This window comes from Streptomyces sp. NPDC058231 (assembly GCF_042882275.1).
In the GTDB taxonomy this organism is placed as follows: domain Bacteria; phylum Actinomycetota; class Actinomycetes; order Streptomycetales; family Streptomycetaceae; genus Streptomyces.
The window spans coordinates 85,460-108,444 of sequence record NZ_JBHVWN010000020.1 but is presented as its reverse complement, the minus strand read 5'-3'; the positions used below and the strand labels follow the sequence as shown (position 1 = coordinate 108,444).

Annotated in this window: 20 protein-coding genes; 2 read left to right on the top strand and 18 right to left on the bottom strand. The window is 71.1% G+C overall.

All coding sequences use genetic code 11. The annotated features are described in order from the left end of the window. Positions 1-91: 91 nt before the first annotated feature. The 4 genes from ACFVXE_RS16830 to fmt all read right to left on the bottom strand — a co-directional run bounded on the left by ACFVXE_RS16830 (position 92) and on the right by fmt (position 4,629). Positions 92-1,108 carry a sugar-binding transcriptional regulator gene (locus tag ACFVXE_RS16830; RefSeq protein WP_389671890.1) on the bottom strand — a complete coding sequence of 339 codons (1,017 nt, stop codon included), beginning with the start codon at positions 1,106-1,108 and terminating at the stop codon, positions 92-94. A gap of 175 nt (positions 1,109-1,283) precedes the next feature. After that, entirely contained in the window at positions 1,284-1,967 is a 684-nt protein-coding gene (rpe, locus tag ACFVXE_RS16825) for a ribulose-phosphate 3-epimerase (protein WP_389671885.1), read from the bottom strand. A gap of 123 nt (positions 1,968-2,090) precedes the next feature. Then, complete coding sequence (locus ACFVXE_RS16820; protein WP_389671884.1) at positions 2,091-3,524, bottom strand: RsmB/NOP family class I SAM-dependent RNA methyltransferase; 1,434 nt, start codon at positions 3,522-3,524, stop codon at positions 2,091-2,093. 172 nt (positions 3,525-3,696) lie between these two features. Then, positions 3,697-4,629 (bottom strand): methionyl-tRNA formyltransferase, encoded by a 933-nt coding sequence (fmt, locus tag ACFVXE_RS16815; protein WP_389671883.1) that lies wholly within the window; start codon positions 4,627-4,629, stop codon positions 3,697-3,699. Between the two features lie 230 nt (positions 4,630-4,859). Here fmt and ACFVXE_RS16810 point away from each other — a divergent pair, with 230 nt between their 5' ends. Then, a complete protein-coding gene (locus ACFVXE_RS16810) occupies positions 4,860-5,411 on the top strand; it encodes a hypothetical protein (RefSeq protein ID WP_389671882.1) in 552 nt (183 codons plus the stop codon). Positions 5,412-5,494: 83 nt separating this feature from the next. Here ACFVXE_RS16810 and ACFVXE_RS16805 read toward each other — a convergent pair whose 3' ends face one another. The 14 genes from ACFVXE_RS16805 to pyrR all read right to left on the bottom strand — a co-directional run bounded on the left by ACFVXE_RS16805 (position 5,495) and on the right by pyrR (position 22,174). Continuing rightward, positions 5,495-7,639 (bottom strand): primosomal protein N', encoded by a 2,145-nt coding sequence (locus tag ACFVXE_RS16805; protein WP_389671881.1) that lies wholly within the window; start codon positions 7,637-7,639, stop codon positions 5,495-5,497. Between the two features lie 139 nt (positions 7,640-7,778). Further along, the gene (gene metK / locus ACFVXE_RS16800; RefSeq protein ID WP_277325094.1) at positions 7,779-9,002 is read right to left on the bottom strand and encodes a methionine adenosyltransferase; all 1,224 of its coding nucleotides are present in this window, start codon (positions 9,000-9,002) and stop codon (positions 7,779-7,781) included. Positions 9,003-9,243: 241 nt separating this feature from the next. Next, complete coding sequence (coaBC, locus tag ACFVXE_RS16795) at positions 9,244-10,446, bottom strand: bifunctional phosphopantothenoylcysteine decarboxylase/phosphopantothenate--cysteine ligase CoaBC (RefSeq protein WP_389671880.1); 1,203 nt, start codon at positions 10,444-10,446, stop codon at positions 9,244-9,246. 145 nt (positions 10,447-10,591) lie between these two features. Further along, positions 10,592-10,864, bottom strand: a complete 273-nt coding sequence (gene rpoZ / locus ACFVXE_RS16790; protein WP_003970369.1) for a DNA-directed RNA polymerase subunit omega — start codon at positions 10,862-10,864, stop codon at positions 10,592-10,594. Between the two features lie 85 nt (positions 10,865-10,949). Further along, complete coding sequence (gene gmk / locus ACFVXE_RS16785; RefSeq protein WP_389671879.1) at positions 10,950-11,567, bottom strand: guanylate kinase; 618 nt, start codon at positions 11,565-11,567, stop codon at positions 10,950-10,952. A 38-nt stretch (positions 11,568-11,605) separates the two neighbouring features. After that, positions 11,606-11,929: an integration host factor gene (locus ACFVXE_RS16780; protein WP_014157387.1), complete on the bottom strand. Its 324-nt coding sequence runs from the start codon at positions 11,927-11,929 to the stop codon at positions 11,606-11,608. Between the two features lie 244 nt (positions 11,930-12,173). Beyond that, positions 12,174-13,013 carry an orotidine-5'-phosphate decarboxylase gene (pyrF, locus tag ACFVXE_RS16775; RefSeq protein ID WP_389671878.1) on the bottom strand — a complete coding sequence of 280 codons (840 nt, stop codon included), beginning with the start codon at positions 13,011-13,013 and terminating at the stop codon, positions 12,174-12,176. After that, positions 13,010-14,119 carry a quinone-dependent dihydroorotate dehydrogenase gene (locus ACFVXE_RS16770; protein ID WP_389671877.1) on the bottom strand — a complete coding sequence of 370 codons (1,110 nt, stop codon included), beginning with the start codon at positions 14,117-14,119 and terminating at the stop codon, positions 13,010-13,012. Before ACFVXE_RS16770 ends, pyrF begins: the two co-directional genes overlap by 4 nt. Before the next feature lie 55 nt (positions 14,120-14,174). Continuing rightward, positions 14,175-17,483 carry a carbamoyl-phosphate synthase large subunit gene (gene carB, locus ACFVXE_RS16765; RefSeq protein WP_389671876.1) on the bottom strand — a complete coding sequence of 1,103 codons (3,309 nt, stop codon included), beginning with the start codon at positions 17,481-17,483 and terminating at the stop codon, positions 14,175-14,177. Continuing rightward, the gene (gene carA / locus ACFVXE_RS16760; protein WP_389671875.1) at positions 17,476-18,618 is read right to left on the bottom strand and encodes a glutamine-hydrolyzing carbamoyl-phosphate synthase small subunit; all 1,143 of its coding nucleotides are present in this window, start codon (positions 18,616-18,618) and stop codon (positions 17,476-17,478) included. The genes carB and carA overlap by 8 nt, the downstream gene beginning before the upstream one ends. Further along, positions 18,615-19,196: a hypothetical protein gene (locus ACFVXE_RS16755; protein WP_389671874.1), complete on the bottom strand. Its 582-nt coding sequence runs from the start codon at positions 19,194-19,196 to the stop codon at positions 18,615-18,617. Before ACFVXE_RS16755 ends, carA begins: the two co-directional genes overlap by 4 nt. Beyond that, complete coding sequence (locus ACFVXE_RS16750) at positions 19,193-20,479, bottom strand: dihydroorotase (RefSeq protein WP_389671873.1); 1,287 nt, start codon at positions 20,477-20,479, stop codon at positions 19,193-19,195. Before ACFVXE_RS16750 ends, ACFVXE_RS16755 begins: the two co-directional genes overlap by 4 nt. A gap of 2 nt (positions 20,480-20,481) precedes the next feature. Then, a complete protein-coding gene (locus ACFVXE_RS16745; RefSeq protein ID WP_389671872.1) occupies positions 20,482-21,507 on the bottom strand; it encodes an aspartate carbamoyltransferase catalytic subunit in 1,026 nt (341 codons plus the stop codon). Positions 21,508-21,589: 82 nt separating this feature from the next. Then, complete coding sequence (pyrR, locus tag ACFVXE_RS16740; protein WP_389671871.1) at positions 21,590-22,174, bottom strand: bifunctional pyr operon transcriptional regulator/uracil phosphoribosyltransferase PyrR; 585 nt, start codon at positions 22,172-22,174, stop codon at positions 21,590-21,592. 196 nt (positions 22,175-22,370) lie between these two features. Between pyrR and bldD the strand changes: the two genes are divergently transcribed. Beyond that, a complete protein-coding gene (gene bldD / locus ACFVXE_RS16735; protein WP_014157378.1) occupies positions 22,371-22,871 on the top strand; it encodes a transcriptional regulator BldD in 501 nt (166 codons plus the stop codon). Positions 22,872-22,985 lie beyond the last annotated feature (114 nt).

The window sequence follows — 22,985 nt, the reverse complement described above, 5'->3', positions numbered from 1 at the left end:
CGAGTACATCCAGTACGCGGGCGATGCTCCGCCTTGCGATGCACCGCACCGGACAACGCGAGCTTCCCGGCAAACCTTTCCGGTCACAGCACTAGATGCCGTCCGGGTCGGCGCGCTCCAGCGCGGGCCGTCGCGGCGCCGCGGACTCCGTCAGCAGATAGTCGGCCGCGGCCGTGTCCGTCACCAGGCTGGTGACGAGCCCGGACCGCAGTACCGCCCCGATCGCCGCCGCCTTCCGTTGGCCGCCCGCGATCGCCACCACCTCGGGAATCCGGCGCAACCGGTCCGCCTCGACCGTGATGCAGCGCTCCCCCAGGTCGCGGCCGACCCGGCGGCCCTCCGTGTCGAAGAGGTGCGCGGACATCTCCGCGGCGACGCCGAGCGAGGCGTAGTGGGCCCGCTCGGTGTCGGAGAGCATGTCGTGCACGGTGGAGATGCCCGGCTCCCAGGAGCCGATGGAGACTGCGGCGACGGTCACCTTGTCGAAGTACTCGAAGGCGCGCGCGATGCCGGTCTGGTGGCGCAGCGCGGCGGCCGTGGCCGGGTCGGGCAGCAGCATCGGTGCATAGATGGGGTGGGCCTCGCCGCCGGACACCTGGGCGGCCCGGCGGACCGCCTCGACCGAGCCGCGCTCGGCCGTTCCCGCGTCGTACACCCCGGTCAGCTGCACGACCGTGCACGGCGGCAGCCGGTCGAGGGCCGCCGCCATGTGAATGGTGGACCGGCCCCAGGCCAGCCCCAGCACATCGCCTTCGTTCACCAGTTCGCCCAGGAGCTCGGCCGCGACCTCGCCCAGGTTCTCCGGGTCCGCGGCGTCGTCCTGCTCCTCGGCGGGCGACTCCACGACGACCGCGTGCCGCAGCCCGTAGCGGGCCCGCAGCGCATCGGAGCGCTCCGCGTCCAGTTCCGCGGGGACCCTGATCTCGATCCGTACGAGGTCGCGCTCGAGAGCCGTCTCCAGGACCCGGGCCACCTTGAAGCGGCTGACGCCGAACTCCTCGGCGATCTGGATCTTCGACTTCCCCTCAAGGTAGAAGCGACGGGCCATGGCCGCCGCCTGCACCAGCTCCGCGGGCCCCATCCGCAGGGCGGACCGTCCCGCCGACATTGCAGACACCGCGATCTCCTCACTGCTGTTCACACGCTCGATACGCCGTTCATCCTGTCAGATACGGCGACCCTTGATCGGTCCCGTCGGACCGCGTTCATCTGCACTTGGCCGGACCGACCGGAATCGGGGACCGGAACCCGCGCCCGCGCCGCTGCCGACGTCTCCCCGGGCGTCAGTGGCCGCACGCCCAGGCCGCCGCGGCGGTCGCCCCGTCCGCCCTGGCACGCAGAGCTCGTACCGCCTCGGCCGGGTCCTGTGCGCCGTACACCGCCGAGCCGGCGACGAAGACGTCCGCACCCGCCTCGGCGCACCTTTCGATGGTGGACTCCGAGACACCCCCGTCGACCTGGAGCCAGAGCTCAAGACCGTGCTTGGAGATCAGCTCACGGGTACGGCGGATCTTGGGCAGCATGATGTCCAGGAACGCCTGGCCGCCGAAGCCCGGCTCGACCGTCATGATCAGGAGCATGTCGAGCTCCGGAAGCAGATCCTCGTACGGCTCGACGGGCGTCGCCGGCTTGAGCGCCATGGCGGCGCGCGCACCCTTGGCCCGGATCTCCCGCGCCAGCCGCACGGGCGCCGCCGCGGCCTCGACGTGGAAGGTGACCGAACCGGCGCCCGCCTCGACGTACCGGGGCGCCCAGCGGTCCGGGTCCTCGATCATCAGATGGCAGTCCAGCGGAGTCTCCGTGGCCCTGCTGAGCGACTCCACGATCGGCACGCCGAGGGTCAGATTGGGCACGAAGTGGTTGTCCATCACGTCGACGTGGAGCCAGTCCGCGCCTTCGACGGCCTTCGCCTCCTCTGCGAGACGGGCGAAGTCGGCGGACAGGATGCTCGGGTTGATCTGGGCCATGTGCCAAGCGTGCCACGTTCTGCGGCACTTCCCCGCCTCGGTGCGGCCCAAAGCCTCACGGGATCATTACAGTTCGCATAATCCCGGCGATTCGGCCCGCACCGAGGGCCCGGAGGGCCGCTGTCAGGCCGTGCGCCGCAACAGCGCCAGGTACATCGCGTCCGTGCCGTGCAGGTGCGGCCACAGCTGGACGTCGGGTCCGTCGCCCAGCGCGGGCACTCCGGGCATCAGCGGGCGGGCGTCCACCCACTCCGCCGCGGCCGGCTCGCCGCCGCGCCCCTTGAGCACGTCCTCGACGACCACCCGGGTCTCCGCGAGATGCGGTGAGCAGGTCGCGTACCCGACGATTCCGCCGACCCGGACCGCCTTCAATGCCTCCCGGAGCAGACCCCGTTGCAGCGGGGCGAAGCTCTCCAGGTCCTCCGGGCGGCGCCTCCAGCGGGACTCCGGGCGGCGGCGCAGCGCGCCGAGGCCGGAGCACGGTACGTCCATCAGGACCCGGTCGAAGGTGCCGGGCTGCCACGGCGGCCGGGTGCCGTCGGCGGTGATCACCTGGTACGGGCCGGGGTTGCCGGCCAGCGCCCGCTCCACGAGGCGGGCCCGGTGCGGCTGCTTCTCGGCGGCGAGCAGTGCGGCGCCGCGTCCGGCGGCGAGGGCGGCGAGCAGCGCCGCCTTGCCGCCCGGTCCGGCGCAGCCGTCGAGCCAGCGGGCGTCGCTGCCGTCCACCGGGGCATCGGCGAGGGCTGCGGCCACCAGCTGACTGCCCTCGTCCTGGACCCCGGCGCGGCCCTCCTGCACAGCGGTCAGGGCACCGGGCTCGCCGCCCTCCGCCATCCGCACCGCGTGGGGCGACCAGCGGCCGGGCAGGCCGTTCTCGTCGCCGAGGGCGGTGAGCAACTCCTCGGTGGTCGAGCGGCCGGGGCGGGCGACCAGGGTGACCTCGGGCCGTTCGTTGTCGGCTTCGAGGAGGTCCTCGATACCGGCGCGGCCGCCTCCCAGCGCGTCCCAGAGCGCGGAGACGATCCAGCGCGGGTGCGAGTGCACGACCGCGAGGTGGTCCTCGGCGTCCTCGTCGTACGAAGGGGCGACGCGCGCCACCCAGCCGTCGAGATCGTCCGCCGCGACCTTCCGCAGCACGGCGTTGACGAACTTGGCGCGGCCCTCACCGAGTACCACCCGGGCCAGCTCCACACTGGCGGAGACGGCGGCATGGGTGGGGATACGGGTCCCGAGCAGCTGGTGCACGCCCATGTTGAGCACGTCGAGGACCGGCGGGTCGACCTCGCGCAGCGGCCGGTCGATGCAGGCCGCGACGATCGCGTCGTACGTGCCCTGACGGCGCAGCGTCCCGTAGACCAGCTCGGTCGCCAGCGCCGCGTCCCTGGCGTCGAAGTCGCCCTTGGCCCGTGCCTTCTTCAGCAGCGGGGGCAGGACGAGGTTGGCGTACGCATCGCGTTCGTCGACGGCCCTGAGTGCCTCGAAGGCGAGGAACCGGACCGGGTCCTTCTGGGGCCGGCGATGCGGCTTGGCGGGACGGCGACGCTGCTGGTCGTTCACGTGAAAGGTGCTCCGCTGATGGTGAGGGGCGAATCCTCCCAGCGTAATCCCTCCCCACCGGGGCGGCGGCTGGGTGACCTGCCGGGCCGCCCGGGCGGCCCGGCGGACGGTCATGCGCTCCCGCCCGGACGCCGGTGGCCGGCACATGGGCCCGGCCCGATCCGGACGGCCGTCAGATGCCCAGCAGTTCCCCCGGCACGATGCGCACGCCGCGCGCCCAGTCCGCGGCCCGCATCGGCTTCTTGCCCTGCGGCTGGACCCAGAGCAGTTCGACGGCGTGCGATCCGGTGCCGACGTACACGTTGTTCTTGGACGCGGACAGTTCGCCCGGCGCCAGGTCCGCGCGGTCCAGAACAGGTGCGGCCTGGACCAGCTTGAGGCGTTCCCCACGGAAGATCGTCCATGCCCCGGGGGCCGGGGTGCAGCCGCGCACCACGCGATCGACCCGCAGCGCCGGCGCGGACCACTGCACCTGGGCGTCCTCGACGGTGATCTTGGGGGCGAGGGTGACGCCGTCCACGGGCTGCGGCACGGCGTGCAGGGTGCCGTCCTCGATGCCGTCCATGGTGGCGGAGAGCAGTCCGGCACCGGCGAAGGCGAGCCGGGTCAGCAGATCGCCGCTGGTGTCCGTGGGCCGTACCTCCTCGGTCAGCACGCCGTACACCGGCCCCGAGTCGAGCCCCTCCTCGATCAGGAAGGTCGAGGCGCCGGTGACCTCGTCGCCGGCCATCACCGAGTGCTGCACAGGGGCGGCGCCGCGCCAGGCGGGAAGCAGCGAGAAGTGGAGGTTGACCCAGCCGCGGGCGGGAACGTCGAGGGCGGCCTTGGGCAGCAGGGCCCCGTAGGCGACGACCGGACAGCAGTCCGGGGCGATCTCCCGAAGCCGTGCGAGGAAGTCCTCGTCGCGCGGCCGGGCCGGCTTGAGCACCTCGATCCCGGCCTCCTCGGCGCGCTCGGCGACGGGGCTCGCGACCAGCCGGCGCCCGCGCCCGGCAGGTGCGTCGGGGCGGGTGACGACGGCGGCCACCTCATGGCGGCCGGAGGCGAGCAGGGCGTCCAGGGCGGGTACGGCTACCTCGGGGGTGCCTGCGAAGACGAGCTTCATGGGGGGCTGACTGCCTCTCGGGCCGAAACGTACGGTGACGAGCAACGCACCAGTCTATGACCATCGGCCGGGGGGCGTACGCACGGCCGTGCGCCCCGCGCATATGCGGATACGCCCCTGAAAGCGTGACCAGATCACCGGGTGAGGCGTTGGTCAAGAGAGATTGACCGAAGCGGGCCCCGCCACGGTGCGGCCCGGTCCCTTTCAACGCCGGTTCGAGAGGCTTCTTCATGGCCGACCACGCAACCCATGACGCCCAAGCGCGGGCCAGCCTGCATCTGTTGGTGCGGGACATCGAGCGGGTCCGGCGGCAGGTGGACGCACTGCGCACGCTCACCGCCCAGTTGGGCAACGTCTACCGTCCGCGCCGCTCCGGCCCGTCCACGGGCTTCGTCGTCTACGGCAGGGCCCCGGCCCCCACCGTCAGACTGGCCCAGGAGCTGCGCGACAGCGTCGAGACGCTGGTGACAGCGGCAGTGGACTTCGACCGCTCACTGGGCTTCTCCTGGGATGCGGTGGGCTCCGCGCTCGGGGTCACCAAGCAGGCGGTCCACCGCCGCTACGGCGCCCGCCGGAACGCCCCTCAGCCGGACGCCGCCGAGGTGGTGTCCGCCGAGACCGCGGTGCCGCGTCCGCTCTCCGTGACGCCGGGTTCCGGCCCGGCGCCGGTGCTGCCCGCCGTACCCGCTGCCCGCTCGATGCCGCCGCAGCCCTCCGCGGACCGGCCGTCGCTGCGCGAGGACCTGCGCCCCGGCGTCTTCCCCGGCCCGCGCAACGGCTGACCGGACCACCCTCTGCCCCACCGTGCCCGGTGCACGGCGGGGCAGTCGCATGTGCGGCGGCTGCCGGACATCGGCGGACCGGGTCAGCCGATGTCCGGGGGGTCGATCCTGATCCGTACCGGATCGCTGTTCCCCCGGGCGGTCCGTGCCGCCTGGGCCGTTTTGAGGGCGGTGGCCAGTGCGGCGCCGCTGCCCGGCGGCACCCTGAGCAGCGCCCGCTCCCAGCTCTCCCCCGGTGGTGCGTCCCACGGTCTGCGGGGCCTGCCGGGTTCGGTGCCGGGCACCGGGACCGGACCGAGCACCTCGGCGTCCGACGGCAGCTCCGCAGCGGCCAGGAAGGCGGCGAGCGCCTCCGGGGAGCCGGTCACCGAAGCCATCCGGGACACCGGCGGGAAGCCCAGTTCGGCGCGTTCGGCCAGTTCGCGCCGGGCGTGGCCGACCGGATCCCAGCGCACCAGTGCCTGGACGGGCCGCAGGGTCGGTTCGGCGACGATCACCACGGTGCCGCCCTCGGGCTGTCCCCGTACGAGCGAGGCGGCGGCCGTCCAGCGGCGCAGTGCCTCCTCGCCGGCCCGCAGGTCGGGGCGGCCGACCATCGCCCAGCCGTCCAGCAGCAGCGCCGCCGCGTAGCCGCGCTCGGCGACGGGTTCGGCGCCAGGGGTGCTGACCACCAGTGCGGGCGCGTCCGGCACCGAATCCAGGATGTGGTCACGGCCGGACGTCCGCACCGGCACGGCCGGGAAGGCCCGGCCGAGCTCCTCGGCGGTCCGGCGGGCGCCGACGATCCGGGCCCGCAGCCGGTTCGAGCCGCAGGCGGCGCAGTGCCAGGCGGTCTCGGCCCGCCCGCACCAGGTGCAGTTGAGATCCCGCTGGTCCGGTGCCTCCAGCGGACCGGCGCAGTGCCGGCAGCGGGCGGGCTCGCGGCAGCGCTCGCAGGCCAGCCGCGGTGCGTACCCGCGGCGCGGCACCTGCACCAGCACGGGGCCGTCACGCAGCCCGTCGCGCACCGTCTGCCAGGCGAGGCTGGGCAGCCTGGCGGCCCTGGCCGCACCGTCCCGGGCCAGTTCGCCGTCGCCGACGGTACGCACCAGGGGCGCGGCGGTCCGCAGCTGTTCCCGGTCCGCGCGCAGAGGCAGTGCCCAGCCGCTCTCCACCAGCTGGGCGGCCTCCACGGTGCAGTTCGTCCCGCCGAGCAGGAACGCGCACCGGCCGTGCGCGGCCCGCAGCTCCAGAACCTCCCGGACGTGCGGAAAGGGGGCGTTGTCGTCGCTGTGGCTGGAGTCGCCGTCGTCCCAGACGGCGACCAGGCCCAGGTCCGCGACCGGGGCGAACATGGCGGCCCTGGTCCCGACCACCGCGCGCACCGATCCGCGCCGCACGGCGAGCCATTCCCGGTAGCGCTTCTCAGGTCCCGAGTCGGCGGTCAGCAGGGCATGGTGGCCCGTCCCGAGCAGTCCGGTGAGCGCCGCGTCCACCCGCCCGGCAACGCGTCCGTCCGGTACGACCACGAGCGCGCCCCGCCCCGAGGCCAGGGTCGCCGCGACGGCCCTGGCGATCTCCTGGGGCCAGTGCGGCCCGGGCAGCGCGGTCCACACGGCCCGGGGCGCCCCGCCCTCGGCCAGCGCTCTCAGGAACGCGGGCCCCTGCTCGTACCGCTCCCAGCTTCCGGCCGACGGCGCCGCGGGTGGCGACAACGGCTCCGGGGAGGCCTTGGCCTCGGCCCTGCCGTTCCTCGGTGGCACGGCGAGCTGCAGCACATCGGCGAGGCTGCCCGCGTATCTGTCGGCCACGGCACGAGACAGGGCGAGCAGCTCGGGTCCGAGCACCGGCTCGGGCGACACGACGTAGGCGAGGGCGGCGAGCGCTCCCGGGTAGTCCGATTCGGCCCGCCGCTCGATGAGGAAACCGTCGATCAGGCCGCCGCCCTCGCGGCGGCCGCCCCGGACGTTGCGTCCGCCGGCGCCGAACCGCACCCGTACCCGCACCCCGGGCTGCGCCTCGGCGTCGAGCTCCTCCGGGACGGCGTAGTCGAAGTACTGGTCGAGATGGAGTACGCCCTTGTTGACCAGCACCCGGGCGACGGGCAGTTCCTTGGCGAGGGTGGCGCCGCGCCAGGTCCGCGGTTTGGCCCGCGGCACCTTCGCCTGCCGCACGGTCTCCCGGATGAACGCAAGCTGCTCCGGCGCCCCGGCTCCGGGCTCCGTGGACTGCTCGTCGTCGCTGCTCACAGCCAAATTCCTACCAGACGCCACTGACAGCGGCCCCGGACGGATGTCCCGGCGGGACCGCCCCGGCCGACACGCGCCGGGGCCCGGACACCCCGCGTGCGGTGTCCGGGCCCCGGCGTACGGAGCGGGTGCGGCAGGCCTACAGCCCGGCCGCCGTACGCAGTGCGTCCACGCGGTCCGTCCGCTCCCAGGTGAAGTCGGGGAGCTCGCGGCCGAAGTGGCCGTAGGCCGCGGTCTGGGCGTAGATCGGACGCAGCAGGTCGAGGTCGCGGATGATCGCGGCCGGGCGGAGGTCGAAGACCTCGCCGATGGCGTGCTCGATCTTCTCGGTCTCGACCGCGGCCGTGCCGAACGTCTCGACGAACAGGCCCACCGGCTCGGCCTTGCCGATCGCGTACGCGACCTGCACCTCGCAACGGGCCGCGAGGCCCGCGGCGACGACGTTCTTGGCGACCCAGCGCATCGCGTACGCCGCCGAGCGGTCCACCTTCGACGGGTCCTTGCCCGAGAAGGCGCCGCCACCGTGGCGGGCCATGCCGCCGTACGTGTCGATGATGATCTTGCGGCCGGTCAGACCGGCGTCGCCCATCGGGCCGCCGATCTCGAAGCGGCCGGTCGGGTTGACCAGCAGCCGGTAGCCGTCGGTGTCCAGCTTGATGCCGTCCTCGATCAGCTGCGCGAGAACGTGCTCGACGACGAACTCGCGGATGTCGGGGGCGAGCAGCGAGTCGAGGTCGATGTCGCTGGCGTGCTGCGAGGAGACGACGACGGTGTCGAGACGGACGGCCTTGTCGCCGTCGTACTCGATGGTGACCTGGGTCTTGCCGTCGGGGCGCAGGTACGGGATGGTCCCGTTCTTGCGGACCTCGGAGAGCCGGCGCGAGAGGCGGTGCGCCACGTAGATCGGGAGCGGCATGAGCTCCGGGGTCTCGTCGCAGGCGTAGCCGAACATCAGGCCCTGGTCGCCTGCGCCCTGCTTGTCGAGCTCGTCCTCCTCGTCCCTCCGGGAGGCACCCTCGACCCGCTTCTCGTACGCGGTGTCGACGCCCTGGGCGATGTCGGGCGACTGGGCCCCGATGGACACCGACACGCCACAGGAGGCGCCGTCGAAGCCCTTCTTCGAGGAGTCGTAGCCGATCTCCAGGATCTTGTTGCGCACCAGAGTCGGGATGTCGGCGTAGGCCTTGGTCGTGACCTCACCCGCGACATGCACCAGACCGGTGGTGATCAAGGTCTCGACGGCGACGCGCGAAGTCGGGTCCTCGCGCAGGAGGGCGTCGAGAATGGTGTCGCTGATCTGGTCAGCGATCTTGTCGGGGTGACCCTCGGTGACGGACTCCGAGGTGAAGAGACGGCGGGACACATCGCTCCCTGGGGTTGCAGCGGCTGCTGGCTGATCATTGGCGGACGGCCGGGAGCTGCGCCCGGCACTGTCCGGGGTCAGTTTATCGGTCGTCGCCGGTTGACGGACAACGTGTCTCGCCCTTTGGGAGTTCTGTGACCTGCGGCACTGGCGCCCGCGGCACGGCGAACACCCTGGAGAGAGGTCACTTACGCCCGAATATAAGAGTTTTTGTACCATTCGTGGAGCCGGATCGCGAAATTCATACGAAACGCGCCGCCACCAGATCCCAGACCGTGTCGGCGAGTCCTTCCTTCGGCCCGTACGGCACCGGGGTCTCGGCGCCGTCGGCCGCGAGCACCACGGCCTCGTTCTCCTCGGACCCGAAGGTCTTGCGCTCCCCCACCTCGTTGACGACGAGCAGGTCACAACCCTTGCGCCGGAGCTTCTCGCGACCGTTGGCGAGGACGTCGTCGGTCTCGGCGGCGAAGCCGACGACGATCTGGTCCGGGGTGGCGCGCTCGGCGGAGATCTCGGCGAGAACGTCCGGATTGCGGACGAGCACGATGGGCGCGGGCTCCTGGCCGTCCTTCTTCTTGATCTTTCCCTGGGCGTACTCGGCCGGCCGGAAGTCGGCGACCGCGGCCGCCATCACCACGACATCGGCGTCTGCCGCGGCCTTCAGCACCGCTTCGCGCAGCTGCGCCGCGGTCCCGACCCGGACGATGTCGGCCCCGGACGGATCGGGCAGGCCGGTATTGGCCTCGATCAGGGTGACCCTGGCGCCACGGGCGACCGCGGTGCGGGCCAGCGCGTACCCCTGCTTGCCGGAGGAGCGGTTGCCGAGGTAGCGGACCGGGTCGAGCGGCTCCCGCGTACCGCCCGCGCTGATCACCACATGGCGGCCGGCCAGGTCGGGTCCGACGGGTCCGCGGGTCAGCACGCGGCGGCAGACCTCGAAGATCTCGCCGGGATCGGGGAGCCGGCCCTTGCCGGTGTCGACGCCGGTGAGCCGTCCGACGGCGGGCTCGATGACGACGGCGCCGCGGCGGCGCAGCGTGGCGACGTTCTCCTGGGTGGCGGGGTGCTCCCACATCTCGGTGTGCATGGCGGGCGCGAAGACCACCGGGCAGCGGGCGGTGAGGAGCGTGTTGGTGAGGAGGTCGTCGGCGAGGCCGTGGGCGGCCTTGGCCAGCATGTCCGCGGTGGCGGGGGCGACCACGACCAGGTCCGCGTCCTGTCCGATACGGACGTGCGGCACCTCGTGGACGTCGTTCCACACCTCGGTCGACACCGGATGCCCGGAGAGCGCCGACCAGGTGGCGGCGCCCACGAAGTTCAGCGCGGACGCGGTCGGCACGACCCGTACGTCGTGGCCGGACTCGGTCAGCCGTCGCAGCAGCTCGCACGCCTTGTAGGCGGCGATGCCCCCGCTGACACCCAGAACGACCTTCGGCTTCTCCACTGCGTCTCCCCGCATTCGGGCACGTACTCGGACACGTACACCCCCCATGCTGCCTCACGGCGTCCGGGCGGCTCCCACGGCCCCGGACACACCACAGGCCCGGCGGTGGTGACCGCCGGGCCTGTGGTGAAGGTGCTGTTCCTGCTTACTGCGCGGGGCCCTCGATGGCCTCGGAGGTCAGCAGGCCCGCGTTGATCTCGCGGAGTGCGATCGACAGCGGCTTCTCGTGCACGTGGGTGTCGACGAGCGGACCGACGTACTCGAGGAGGCCCTCACCGAGCTGCGAGTAGTAAGCGTTGATCTGACGCGCGCGCTTGGCGGCGTAGATGACAAGGCTGTACTTCGAGTCGGTGGCTTCGAGGAGCTCATCAATCGGCGGGTTGATGATGCCCTCGGGCGTGGTGATGGAAGAGGACACTCTCTGCCTTCCGAAGGGGGTAAAGATCAAAAAGAGACCTTTGACTGTGCGGGTTCCGCCGGGGTGGTGCTCCGGGTCGGCTGCGTCAGTCGCGGCTCTCACGGCGGGCGGAAGCCTGCAGCATCAAGGCTAGCAGCTCACGCGATACGTCCTCGACGGAGGTGTTGACCAGCGTCGTATCGAACTCGGATTCGGCCGCGAGTTCGATCTTCGCGGCTGCCAGCCGCCGCTCGATGACCTCGGGCGGCTCGGTCCCGCGACCGGTGAGCCGGCGCACCAGTTCGTCCCAGCCCGGCGGCGCGAGGAAGACCAGCTGCGCGTCGGACATCGACTGACGGACCAGCCGGGCACCCTGGAGGTCGATCTCCAGGAGAACCGGCTCACCGGAGTCGAGGCGCTCGAGCACGGCGCGGCGGGGCGTGCCGTACCGGTTTCCGGCGAACTCGGCCCATTCCAGCAGCTCGCCGTTGGCGATCAGCTTGTCGAACTCGTCGTTGTCCACGAAGAAGTAGTGGACACCGTTGCGCTCGCCGGGGCGCGGCTTCCGGGTCGTCGCCGACACCGAGAGCCAGACCTCGGGGTGCGCCTTGCGCATATGAGCGACGACCGTGCTCTTGCCGACCCCGGAGGGGCCGGAGAGCACGGTCAGCCGCGGACGTACGTCCGGGGGTGCGGGGGACGTCCCCCGGGATGTTGCAGCCATGGAGCGATTATCCCCGTTCTCAGGAGTGCCTGAGAACGTCAGGCGGCCGAGCCGCCGAACTCTCGCTCCAGGGAGGCAATCTGGTTCGAGCCGAGACCCCGCACACGGCGGCTCTCGGAGATCCCGAGCCGCTCCATGATCTGCTTGGCGCGGACCTTGCCCACGCCCGGCAGGGACTCAAGGAGCGCGGAGACCTTCATCTTGCCGATGACGTCGTTCTCCTGACCCTGCTTGATGACCTCGTGGAGGGAGGCGCCGGAGTGCTTGAGTCGATTCTTGACCTCGGCCCGCTCCCGGCGAGCCGCGGCGGCCTTTTCGAGCGCGGCTGCGCGCTGTTCAGGGGTAAGGGGCGGAAGAGCCACGCCTACGTCACCTCGGATGTCGATCTGTCGGATACGGACCGGTGAGGAACCTAGTCGGCCCACACCTGGTGAGCAACGAACAACCTGTGCGCGTTGGCTCTCGACGGAGACTAGCGGCCAAGGCCGCCTGAGTCAGCGAGAACAGCGGAAAAGTCCTGGTCAGCCTTTGCCGACCAGGACATTTCAGGCATAACAACCGAGTTTTTCGGTCATGATTCCGCCAACACGCAGTTACGTGACATGGTCAGCTTCCCCGGACGGCCGCACGCACTTCGTCGGTGAGCCGTTCGGCGGCTTCGCGCAGCCCTGCCGCGTCCGGTCCGTGACGCAGCACACCCCGGCTCACGCTCGGCAGCACATTGCCCACGGCGGCACCGAAGACGCCCGGAAGATCGGCCGGGGTGGCTCCCTGCGCTCCGATGCCCGGAGCCAGCAGCGGTCCGTTGACCGCCAGATCCACACCCGCGTCGCCGAGTGTGGCGCCGATCACCGCACCGACCGAGCCGAGCGGCTCGGCGCCCTCGTTCTCCGCGGCCACGTGGTCGAGCATCACCTGGGCCAGCGACCGGCCGTCCGCCGCCGCGGCACGCTGCACCTCGGCACCCTCCGGGTTGGAGGTGAGACCGAGGACGAAGACGCCCGCACCGGAGATGACCGCCGCGTCGAGTGCCGGGCGCAGCGAGCCGAAGCCGAGGTAGGGCGAGACGGTGAGCGCGTCGGAGAAGAGCGGCGAGTCCTTGTCCAGGTAGGTGGCCGCGTAGGCGCCCATGGTGGAGCCGATGTCGCCGCGCTTGGCGTCCATCAGGACGAGCGCGCCGGCCGCCCGGGCGTCCTCGACCGCCTTCTCCAGGACGGCGATGCCGCGCGAGCCGAACCGCTCGAAGAACGCGGACTGCGGCTTGAGGACGGCGACCCGGTCGGCCAGCGCGTCGACGACGGTACGGGTGAAGCGCTCCAGGCCCGCGACGTCGTCGTTCAGGCCCCAGGAGGTCAGCAGCGAGGCGTGCGGGTCGATGCCGACGCAGAGCGGCCCACGGCTGTCCATGGCGCGGCGCAGCCGCGCGCCGAAGGGTTCAGGGATCACTTCATGACCTTCCGGGTCTCGGCGCCGACGGCCTCGGCGAGGGTGGCGTACGGGGAAGCCGCGAGACGGGCGGCCAGGCCCTTGTGGATCGCACGGGCGTAGAACGGGCCCTCGTAGATGAAGGCGCTGTACCCCTGGACGAGGGTGGCGCCGGCGAGGATGCGCTGCCAGGCGTCCTCGGCGGTCTCGATGCCGCCGACGCCCACGAGGGTGATCTCGTCACCGACGCGCGTGTAGAGCCGCTGCAGGACCTCCAGGGAACGCGCCTTGAGGGGCGCGCCGGAGAGTCCGCCGGTCTCCTCGACCAGCGACGGCGAGGACTTCAGCCCGAGGCCGTCGCGGGCGATGGTGGTGTTGGTGGCGATGATGCCGTCCAGGCCCAGCTCGACCGCGAGGTCGGCGACCGCGTCGACGTCCTCGTCCGCGAGATCGGGGGCGATCTTGACGAGCAGCGGGACCCGGCGGTCGGTGACGGTGCGGTCGGCGGCCTCGCGCACGGCTGTGAGCAGCGGGCGCAGTGCCTCGGTGGCCTGGAGGTTGCGCAGGCCGGGGGTGTTGGGCGAGGAGACGTTGACGACCAGGTAGTCGGCGTGGTGGGCGAGCCGCTCGGTGGACTTCACGTAGTCGCCGACGGCCTCGGCCTCCGGTACGACCTTCGTCTTGCCGATGTTGACACCGACCGTCGTCCGGAAGACCGGGTTACGGGCGGCCAGGCGCTCCGCCACGGCCGCGGAGCCCTCGTTGTTGAACCCCATGCGGTTGATCAGCGCGCGGTCCGCCACGAGGCGGAAGAGGCGCTTCTTGGGGTTGCCGGGCTGCGGCTCGCCGGTGACCGTGCCGATCTCGATGTGGTCGAAGCCCAGCATCGACATGCCGTCGATCGCGACGGCGTTCTTGTCGAACCCCGCCGCGAGGCCGAACGGACCGTGCATGCGCAGGCCGAGGGCCTCGGTGCGCAGCTCCTTGTACCGGGGGGCGAGCGCGGCGGCGACGAACGTACGCAGTACGGGAATCCGGACCGCGAGACGGATCCACCGGAAGGCCAGGTAGTGGGCCTGCTCCGGGTCCATCCGCTGGAAGACCAGCCGGAAGAAGAACTTGTACATGGGGGTGTCCTCACAGAGAGGGGGACACCGTTTCCGGTGTCCCCCTGCTGGGCTTCTAGTCGCGTGCCGCGGTCAGACGTTCCGCGTGTTCCTGGAGGGAACGTACGCCGACGTCTCCGTGGTTGAGCGCGTCGATGCCCTGGACGGCGGCCGCGAGCGCCTGGACCGTGGTCAGGCACGGAACCGCGCGGGCCACCGCAGCGGTACGGATCTCGTAGCCGTCGAGCCTGCCGCCCGTCCCGTACGGCGTGTTGACGATCAGGTCGACCTCGCCGTCGTGGATGAGCTGGACGATGGTCCGCTCGCCGTCCGGGCCCTGGCCCTCGGACTGCTTGCGCACGACGGTGGCGTTGATGCCGTTGCGCTTGAGGACCTCGGCCGTGCCGGAGGTGGCCATCAGCTCGAAGCCGTGGGCGACCAGCTCGCGCGCCGGGAAGATCATCGAGCGCTTGTCCCGGTTGGCGACCGAGATGAACGCCCGGCCCTTGGTGGGAAGCGGGCCGTACGCCCCGGCCTGCGACTTGGCGTACGCCGTGCCGAAGACCGAGTCGATGCCCATGACCTCACCGGTGGACCGCATCTCCGGGCCGAGGACGGTGTCGACACCGCGGCCGTGGATGTCGCGGAACCGCGACCACGGCATGACGGCCTCCTTGACGGAGATCGGCGCGTCCAGCGGCAGGGTGCCGCCGTCGCCGTTCCTCGGCAGCAGGCCCTCCTCACGGAGCTCGGCGATGGTCGCGCCCAGCGAGATGCGGGCGGCGGCCTTGGCGAGCGGGACCGCGGTCGCCTTCGAGGTGAAGGGGACGGTGCGGGAGGCGCGCGGGTTGGCCTCCAGGACGTACAGGATGTCGCCGGAGAGCGCGAACTGGATGTTGATCAGCCCACGCACGCCGACACCCTTGGCGATGCCCTCGGTGGAGGCGCGCAGCCGCTTGATGTCGTAGCCGCCGAGGGTGATCGGAGGCAGCGCGCAGGCGGAGTCGCCGGAGTGGATGCCGGCTTCCTCGATGTGCTCCATGACGCCGCCGAGGTAGAGCTCGGTGCCGTCGTACAGCGCGTCGACGTCGATCTCGATCGCGTCGTCGAGGAAGCGGTCGACCAGGACCGGCCGGGTGGGGCTGATCTCGGTGGACTCGGCGATGTACGAGGAGAGCCGCGTCTCGTCGTACACGATCTCCATGCCGCGGCCGCCGAGCACGTACGACGGGCGTACGAGGACGGGGTAGCCGATCTCGTCGGCGATGGCCTTGGCCTCGCTGAACGTGGTGGCGGTGCCGTGCTTCGGGGCCGGGAGTCCGGCCTCGGCCAGCACGCGGCCGAAGGCGCCGCGGTCCTCGGCGGCGTGGATCGCCTCCGGGGACGTGCCGACGACCGGCACACCGTTGTCCTTGAGCGCCTGCGACAGACCCAGCGGGGTCTGGCCGCCGAGCTGGACGACGACACCGGCGATCGGACCCGCGAGGGACTCGGCGTGCACGATCTCCAGCACGTCCTCGAGCGTCAGCGGCTCGAAGTACAGACGGTCGGAGGTGTCGTAGTCGGTGGAGACCGTCTCCGGGTTGCAGTTGACCATCACGGTCTCGTAGCCCGCGTCGCTCAGCGCGAAGGAGGCGTGGACGCAGGAGTAGTCGAACTCGATGCCCTGGCCGATGCGGTTCGGGCCGGAGCCAAGGATGATCACCGCGGGCTTGGTGCGCGCCGCGACCTCGCTCTCCTCGTCGTAACTGGAGTAGAAGTACGGCGTGTTCGCGGCGAACTCGGCGGCGCAGGTGTCGACCGTCTTGTAGACCGGGCGGATACCGAGCGCGTGCCGCACCTCGCGGACGACGTCCTCGCGCAGGTCACGGATCTCGGCGATCTGGACGTCGGAGAAACCGTGCCGCTTGGCCTCGGCGAGCAGTTCCGGGTCGAGCTTGTCGGCCGCGGCGAGCTCGTCGGCGATCTCCTTGATGAGGAAGAGCTGGTCGACGAACCAGGGGTCGATCTTCGTGGCGTCGAAGACCTCTTCCTGGGTGGCGCCGGCCCGGATCGCCTGCATGACCGTGTTGATCCGGCCGTCGGTCGGGCGGACCGCCTCGGCCAGCAGCCCGGCCTTGTCACCGGGGTCACCGACGAAGGTGAACTGCGAGCCCTTCTTCTCCAGGGAGCGCAGCGCCTTCTGCAGCGCCTCGGTGAAGTTGCGGCCGATCGCCATGGCCTCGCCCACCGACTTCATGGTGGTGGTGAGGGTCGAGTCGGCGGACGGGAACTTCTCGAAGGCGAAGCGGGGCGCCTTGACGACGACGTAGTCGAGGGTCGGCTCGAAGGAGGCCGGGGTCTTCTCGGTGATGTCGTTGGGGATCTCGTCGAGCGTGTAGCCGACGGCCAGCTTGGCGGCGATCTTGGCGATCGGGAAGCCGGTGGCCTTCGACGCCAGCGCCGAGGAGCGGGAGACGCGCGGGTTCATCTCGATCACGATGACCCGGCCGTCGACCGGGTCGATGGCGAACTGGATGTTGCAACCGCCGGTGTCGACGCCGACCTCGCGGATGATCGCGATGCCGATGTCGCGCAGGCGCTGGTACTCGCGGTCGGTGAGCGTCATCGCCGGGGCGACGGTGATCGAGTCACCCGTGTGGACGCCCATCGGGTCGAAGTTCTCGATGGAGCAGACGACCACGACGTTGTCGTTCTTGTCGCGCATCAGCTCCAGCTCGTACTCCTTCCAGCCGAGGATGGACTCCTCCAGGAGCACCTCGGTGGTCGGGGAGAGCGTGAGGCCCTGACCGGCGATCCGGCGCAGCTCCTCCTCGTCGTGGGCGAAGCCGGAACCGGCGCCGCCCATGGTGAAGGAGGGGCGGACGACGACGGGGTAGCCGCCGAGCGTGTCGACGCCCCCGATCACGTCGTCCATGGTGTGGCAGATGACCGAGCGCGCGGACTCGCCGTGGCCGATCTTGGCGTTGACGGCCTCGACGACCCCCTTGAAGAGGTCGCGGTCCTCGCCCTTGTTGATGGCCTCGACATTGGCGCCGATGAGCTCGACACCGTACTTCTCCAGGACACCGTTCTCGTGCATGGAGATCGCGGTGTTGAGCGCGGTCTGGCCGCCCAGCGTCGGGAGCAGGGCGTCGGGACGCTCCTTGGCGATGATCTTCTCGACGAACTCGGGGGTGATCGGCTCGACGTACGTGGCGTCGGCGATCTCCGGGTCGGTCATGATCGTCGCGGGGTTGGAGTTCACCAGGATGACGCGCAGGCCCTCGGACCTGAGGACGCGGCAGGCCTGGGTGCCGGAGTAGTCGAACTCGGCGGCCTGACCGATGACGATCGGGCCGGAGCCGATGACCAGGACGGACTGGATATCGGAGCGCTTAGGCACGCTGGCCCTCCATCAGGGAAACGAAGCGGTCGAAGAGGTACGCGGCGTCGTGGGGACCCGCGGCTGCTTCGGGGTGGTACTGGACGCTGAAGGCAGGCTGGTCGAGGAGGTGCAGTCCCTCGACGACCTGGTCGTTCAGGCAGACGTGGGAGACCTCGGCGCGGCCGAACGCCGTGTCGGACACCTTGTCCAGCGGGGCGTCGACGGCGAAGCCGTGGTTGTGCGCGGTGACCTCGACCTTGCCGGTCGTGCGGTCCTGCACGGGCTGGTTGATGCCGCGGTGGCCGTACTTCAGCTTGTACGTGCCGAAGCCGAGGGCGCGGCCCAGGATCTGATTGCCGAAGCAGATGCCGAAGAGCGGGGTCCTGCGCTCCAGGACACCCTGCATGACGGAGACCGGGTGGTCGGCGGTGGCCGGGTCTCCGGGGCCGTTGGAGAAGAAGACGCCGTCGGGCTCGACCGCGTACACGTCCTCCAGGGTGGCGGTGGCGGGCAGCACGTGCACCTCGATGCCGCGCTCGGCCATCCGGTGCGGGGTCATGCCCTTGATGCCGAGGTCGATCGCGGCGACGGTGAACTTCTTGGTGCCGATCGCGGGGACGACGTACGTCTCCTTGGTCGCGACCTCGGCGGAGAGGTCGGCGCCCACCATCTCGGGGGCCTCCAGCACGCGGGCCAGCAGCGTGGCCTCGTCGGCGACCGCGTCACCGGAGAAGATGCCGACGCGCATGGCGCCGCGCTCGCGCAGGTGGCGGGTGAGGGCGCGGGTGTCGATGCCGCTGATGCCGACGACGCCCTGGCGCTCCAGTTCCTCGTCGAGCGAACGTCGCGAGCGCCAGTTGGAGGTCACCCGGGCGGGGTCGCGCACCACGTATCCGGCGACCCAGATCTGCTGCGACTCGGGGTCCTCGTCGTTCACGCCGGTGTTGCCGACGTGCGGGGCGGTCATCACGACGACCTGGCGGTGGTACGACGGGTCGGTCAGCGTCTCCTGGTATCCGGTCATGCCGGTGGAGAACACCGCCTCTCCGAAGGTCTCCCCCACGGCCCCGTAGGCGCGGCCGCGGAAGGCGCGGCCGTCCTCCAGGACGAGTACGGCGGGAGCTTTGGCGGCTCCCCGAGTGGAGGTCGTCATCGTGCGATGCCTTCCGTAGTGCTGTTGGTGAGGTGGTGGACGGCGTCGACCCAGGCCGGGTGCTCGGCCGCGTGGTCGGAGCGGAACCCAGAGTCGATCAGCTTGTCGCCGAGCGCCCAGGTGATGATCAGCAGGCCGCCCTCGGGGAGGACCTTGCCCGCGATGCCCTTGTCGAGCCGGGCGTCACGCAGCTGGGCCGCCGGGACGAAGAAGTCGGCCGCTCCGGGGCGTACGACGTCGAGTCCCTGCTCGGTCAGCGTGAGCTCGACGAGGCTGCGGGTGCCGAGGCCGTGGGCGACGATCCGGTCGAGCCACTGGCCCGCGGTCGTCGAGGCGTGATAGCGCCCGGTCATCGTCAGCAGCGGCCGGGAGTCGGCGTACCCCTCCGGCGTGGAGGAGAGCTCCGGCAGGTCGGACTGAAGACTCCCCCGCCACTTCCATCCCTGGCGCATCAGCCAGTAGACGAAGGCGATGAAGACGATCAGTGCGACGACCCAGCTGATGCGGGCGGGCCAGTCGGTCACGTCCGCCGACTTCTGTTCGGCGGCCAGCTGGTACAGGGGGGTGAGTGTTGTCACGCGAGCTTCCCGTCGACGACCGTGGCACGGCCCCGCAGGAAGGTGTGGGTGACGCGACCCGGCAGCTCGCGCCCCTCGTACGGGGTGTTGCGGCTGCGGGAGGCGAAGCCCGCGGGGTCCACGACACCACGGTATGCCGGATCGACCAGCGTGAGGTTGGCGGGCTCACCGGCCGAGACGGGCCGGCCGTGTCCTTCCAGGCGGCCGATGGCCGCGGGGCGGAACGACATGCGGTCCGCGACACCCGCCCAGTCGATCAGGCCCGTCTCGACCATCGTCTGCTGGACGACGGAGAGCGCGGTCTCCAGACCCACCATGCCCATGGCGGCGGCGGCCCACTCGCAGTCCTTGTCCTCGTGCGGGTGCGGGGCGTGGTCGGTGGCGACGCAGTCGATGGTGCCGTCGGCGAGCGCCTCGCGCAGGGCCAGCACGTCGGCCTCGGTACGCAGCGGCGGGTTCACCTTGTAGACCGGGTCGTACGAGCGTACGAGCTCGTCGGTGAGGAGCAGGTGGTGCGGGGTGACCTCGGCGGTGACGTTCCAGCCCTTGGCCTTCGCCCAGCGGACGATCTCGACCGAGCCGGCGGTCGACAGGTGGCAGATGTGCACCCGGGAGCCGACGTGGGCGGCGAGCAGGACGTCGCGGGCGATGATCGACTCCTCGGCGACGGCGGGCCAGCCGCCGAGACCGAGTTCCGCGGAGACGACGCCCTCGTTCATCTGGGCACCCTCGGTCAGCCGGGGCTCCTGGGCGTGCTGCGCGACGACACCGTCGAACGCCTTCACGTACTCCAGCGCGCGTCGCATGATGACGGCGTCGTCGACGCACTTGCCGTCGTCGGAGAAGACCTTCACTCCGGCGGCCGAATCGTGCATGGCGCCGAGCTCGGCGAGCTTCTTGCCCTCCAGGCCGATCGTGACGGCGCCGATCGGCTGCACGTCGCAGTAGCCCGACTCCTTGCCGAGCCGCCAGACCTGCTCGACGACACCGGCGGTGTCGGCGACCGGGAAGGTGTTGGCCATGGCGTGCACGGCGGTGAAACCACCGACCGCCGCCGCCTTGGTGCCGGTGAGGACGGTCTCGGAGTCCTCACGGCCGGGCTCACGCAGGTGGGTGTGGAGGTCGACCAGGCCGGGCAGCAGGATCTGCCCCTCGGCCTCGACGACCGTGGCGTCACCGGCTTCGATGCCGGAGCCGACCTCGGCGATGGTCTCGCCGTCGATCAGGACGTCCTGGGGCTCGCCGCCGAGGATCTTCGCGCCGCGGATAAGGATCTTGCTCATGGTTACTTGTTCTCCTCGGGGTGAGCGGGGCGCGCGGCGTCCCGCTCCGGGGTGGCGGCGGGCGACGGGTGGGGGGTGGTGGCGGGCTCGGAGCCGCCCAGCAGCAGATAGAGCACGGCCATCCGGATGGAGACGCCGTTGGCGACCTGCTCGACGACCGTGCAGCGGTCGGAGTCGGCCACCTCGGCGGTGATCTCCATGCCCCGGACCATCGGGCCGGGGTGCATGACGATGGCGTGCTCCGGCATCTTGGCCATGCGCTCGCCGTCCAGGCCGTAGCGGCGGGAGTATTCGCGCTCGGTCGGGAAGTAGGCGGCGTTCATCCGTTCACGCTGCACACGAAGCATCATCACCGCGTCGGACTTCGGCAGCACCCCGTCGAGGCTGTAGCTGACGTCGCAGGGCCACTGCTCCACGCCGACCGGGACGAGGGTCGGCGGGGCCACCAGGGTGACGTGGGCGCCCAGGGTGTGCAGCAGGTGGACGTTGGAACGGGCGACCCGGCTGTGCAGGATGTCACCGACGATGGTGACCCGGCGTCCGTCCAGGTCCCGGCCGAGTCCGGCGTCCGCGCCGACCAGCCGGCGGCGCATGGTGAACGCGTCGAGCAGCGCCTGGGTGGGGTGCTCGTGGGTGCCGTCGCCCGCGTTGACGACGGCACCGTCGATCCATCCGGACGTGGCCAGGCGGTACGGGGCGCCGGAGGCGCCGTGCCGGATGACGACCGCGTCGGCGCCCATCGCCTCCAGGGTCAGCGCGGTGTCCTTGAGCGACTCGCCCTTGGAGACCGACGAGCCCTTCGCGGAGAAGTTGATGACATCGGCGGAGAGGCGCTTGGCGGCGGCCTCGAAGGAGATGCGGGTACGCGTCGAGTCCTCGAAGAAGAGGTTGACGACGGTACGGCCGCGCAGGGTCGGGAGTTTCTTTATCGGCCGGTCCGCTACCCGGGCCATCTCCTCGGCTGTGTCGAGGATCAGGACGGCGTCGTCGCGGGTGAGGTCGGCGGCCGAGATGAGGTGGCGCTTCATCTGGGTGTTCTCCTGGAGAGTTCAGGCGTGCGGGCGTGCGGAAGCTGTCGTACGACCGGGTGCGTCGTACGGGTGCGTGCAGCTACTGCTCGCCTGCCGGGGCGGTCTGCTGGACGCCGAGCAGTACGGCGTCGCGGCCGTCCTCCTCGGCGAGCTGGACCTTGACCGTCTCCCGCAGCGACGTGGGGAGGTTCTTGCCGACGTAGTCGGCACGGATCGGGAGCTCGCGGTGGCCGCGGTCGACGAGGACCGCCAGCTGGACCGCGCGGGGCCGGCCGATGTCGCCGAGCGCGTCGAGCGCGGCGCGGATCGTACGGCCGGAGAAGAGGACGTCATCGACGAGGACGACCAGCCGGCCCTCGATGCCCTCGACGGGGATCTCGGTGCGGGCCAGGGCGCGCGCCGGGCGCAGCCGCAGGTCGTCTCGGTACATGGTGATGTCGAGGGAGCCGACCGGCATCTTCCGGCCGGTGATCTCTTCGAGCTTGTCGGCGAGCCGACTGGCGAGGAAGACCCCACGCGTCGGGATGCCCAGCAGCACCACATCGTCGGCGCCCTTGGCGCGTTCGACGATCTCGTGGGCGATGCGGGTCAGTACTCGGGCGATGTCGGGAGCCTCCAGAACGGGGCGTGCCGCATTGCCGGTGGCTTCGTGCTGTGCGTCCATAAGAAACGGACCTCCTTCTCCGCCTCACTGGACGGACCTTAAAGGACGTCAAAATTGCGTCATCAACGTTACCAGGGCTTGCGCAGGGCTCCGGTCACACCCCCGGGAGGTACCGGTCCGGACCATTCGGCTTGACGCAACCAAGTAACGCTGCGTAACCTCACAGTGAGTTACCAGACTTCGTCCGGGGAGCCTTATGTCCAGCGAATACGCAAAGCAGCTCGGGGCCAAGCTCCGTGCCATCCGCACCCAGCAGGGCCTCTCCCTCCACGGTGTGGAGGAGAAGTCCCAGGGCCGCTGGAAGGCCGTCGTGGTCGGTTCGTACGAGCGCGGCGACCGTGCCGTGACCGTACAGCGCCTCGCCGAGCTGGCGGACTTCTACGGGGTCCCGGTGCAGGAACTTCTGCCCGGTACGACGCCGGGCGGAGCCGCCGAGCCGCCGCCGAAGCTCGTCCTGGACCTGGAGCGCCTGGCTCATGTCCCGCCGGAGAAGGCCGGGCCGCTGCAGCGCTACGCGGCCACGATCCAGAGCCAGCGCGGCGACTACAACGGCAAGGTGCTCTCGATCCGCCAGGACGACCTGCGCACGCTCGCCGTGATCTACGACCAGTCGCCGTCCGTGCTCACGGAGCAGCTGATCAGCTGGGGCGTGCTGGACGCGGATGCGCGCCGCGCGGTCGCCCACGACGAGGGCTGACGCCGCTTTCAGCAGAAACGTACCGCCGGGTTGCCGGGGCCCCGAGGAAGGGCCCCGCGAACCCCCCGTAGGGGTGGAGGCGCCCGGGGTGGCCACCCGGGGGGGGGGGGGGTT

Excerpts from the sequence above, each read along its gene's own strand:
- ACFVXE_RS16830 (WP_389671890.1), bottom strand. The coding sequence starts at position 1,108 with ATGTCGGCGGGACGGTCCGCCCTGCGGATGGGGCCCGCGGAGCTGGTG.
- rpe (WP_389671885.1), bottom strand. The coding sequence starts at position 1,967 with ATGGCCCAGATCAACCCGAGCATCCTGTCCGCCGACTTCGCCCGTCTC.
- fmt (WP_389671883.1), bottom strand. The coding sequence starts at position 4,629 with ATGAAGCTCGTCTTCGCAGGCACCCCCGAGGTAGCCGTACCCGCCCTG.
- ACFVXE_RS16810 (WP_389671882.1), top strand. The coding sequence starts at position 4,860 with ATGGCCGACCACGCAACCCATGACGCCCAAGCGCGGGCCAGCCTGCAT.
- gmk (WP_389671879.1), bottom strand. The coding sequence starts at position 11,567 with ATGGCTGCAACATCCCGGGGGACGTCCCCCGCACCCCCGGACGTACGT.
- ACFVXE_RS16770 (WP_389671877.1), bottom strand. The coding sequence starts at position 14,119 with ATGTACAAGTTCTTCTTCCGGCTGGTCTTCCAGCGGATGGACCCGGAG.
- carA (WP_389671875.1), bottom strand. The coding sequence starts at position 18,618 with ATGACGACCTCCACTCGGGGAGCCGCCAAAGCTCCCGCCGTACTCGTC.
- ACFVXE_RS16750 (WP_389671873.1), bottom strand. The coding sequence starts at position 20,479 with ATGAGCAAGATCCTTATCCGCGGCGCGAAGATCCTCGGCGGCGAGCCC.
- ACFVXE_RS16745 (WP_389671872.1), bottom strand. The coding sequence starts at position 21,507 with ATGAAGCGCCACCTCATCTCGGCCGCCGACCTCACCCGCGACGACGCC.
- pyrR (WP_389671871.1), bottom strand. The coding sequence starts at position 22,174 with ATGGACGCACAGCACGAAGCCACCGGCAATGCGGCACGCCCCGTTCTG.
- bldD (WP_014157378.1), top strand. The coding sequence starts at position 22,371 with ATGTCCAGCGAATACGCAAAGCAGCTCGGGGCCAAGCTCCGTGCCATC.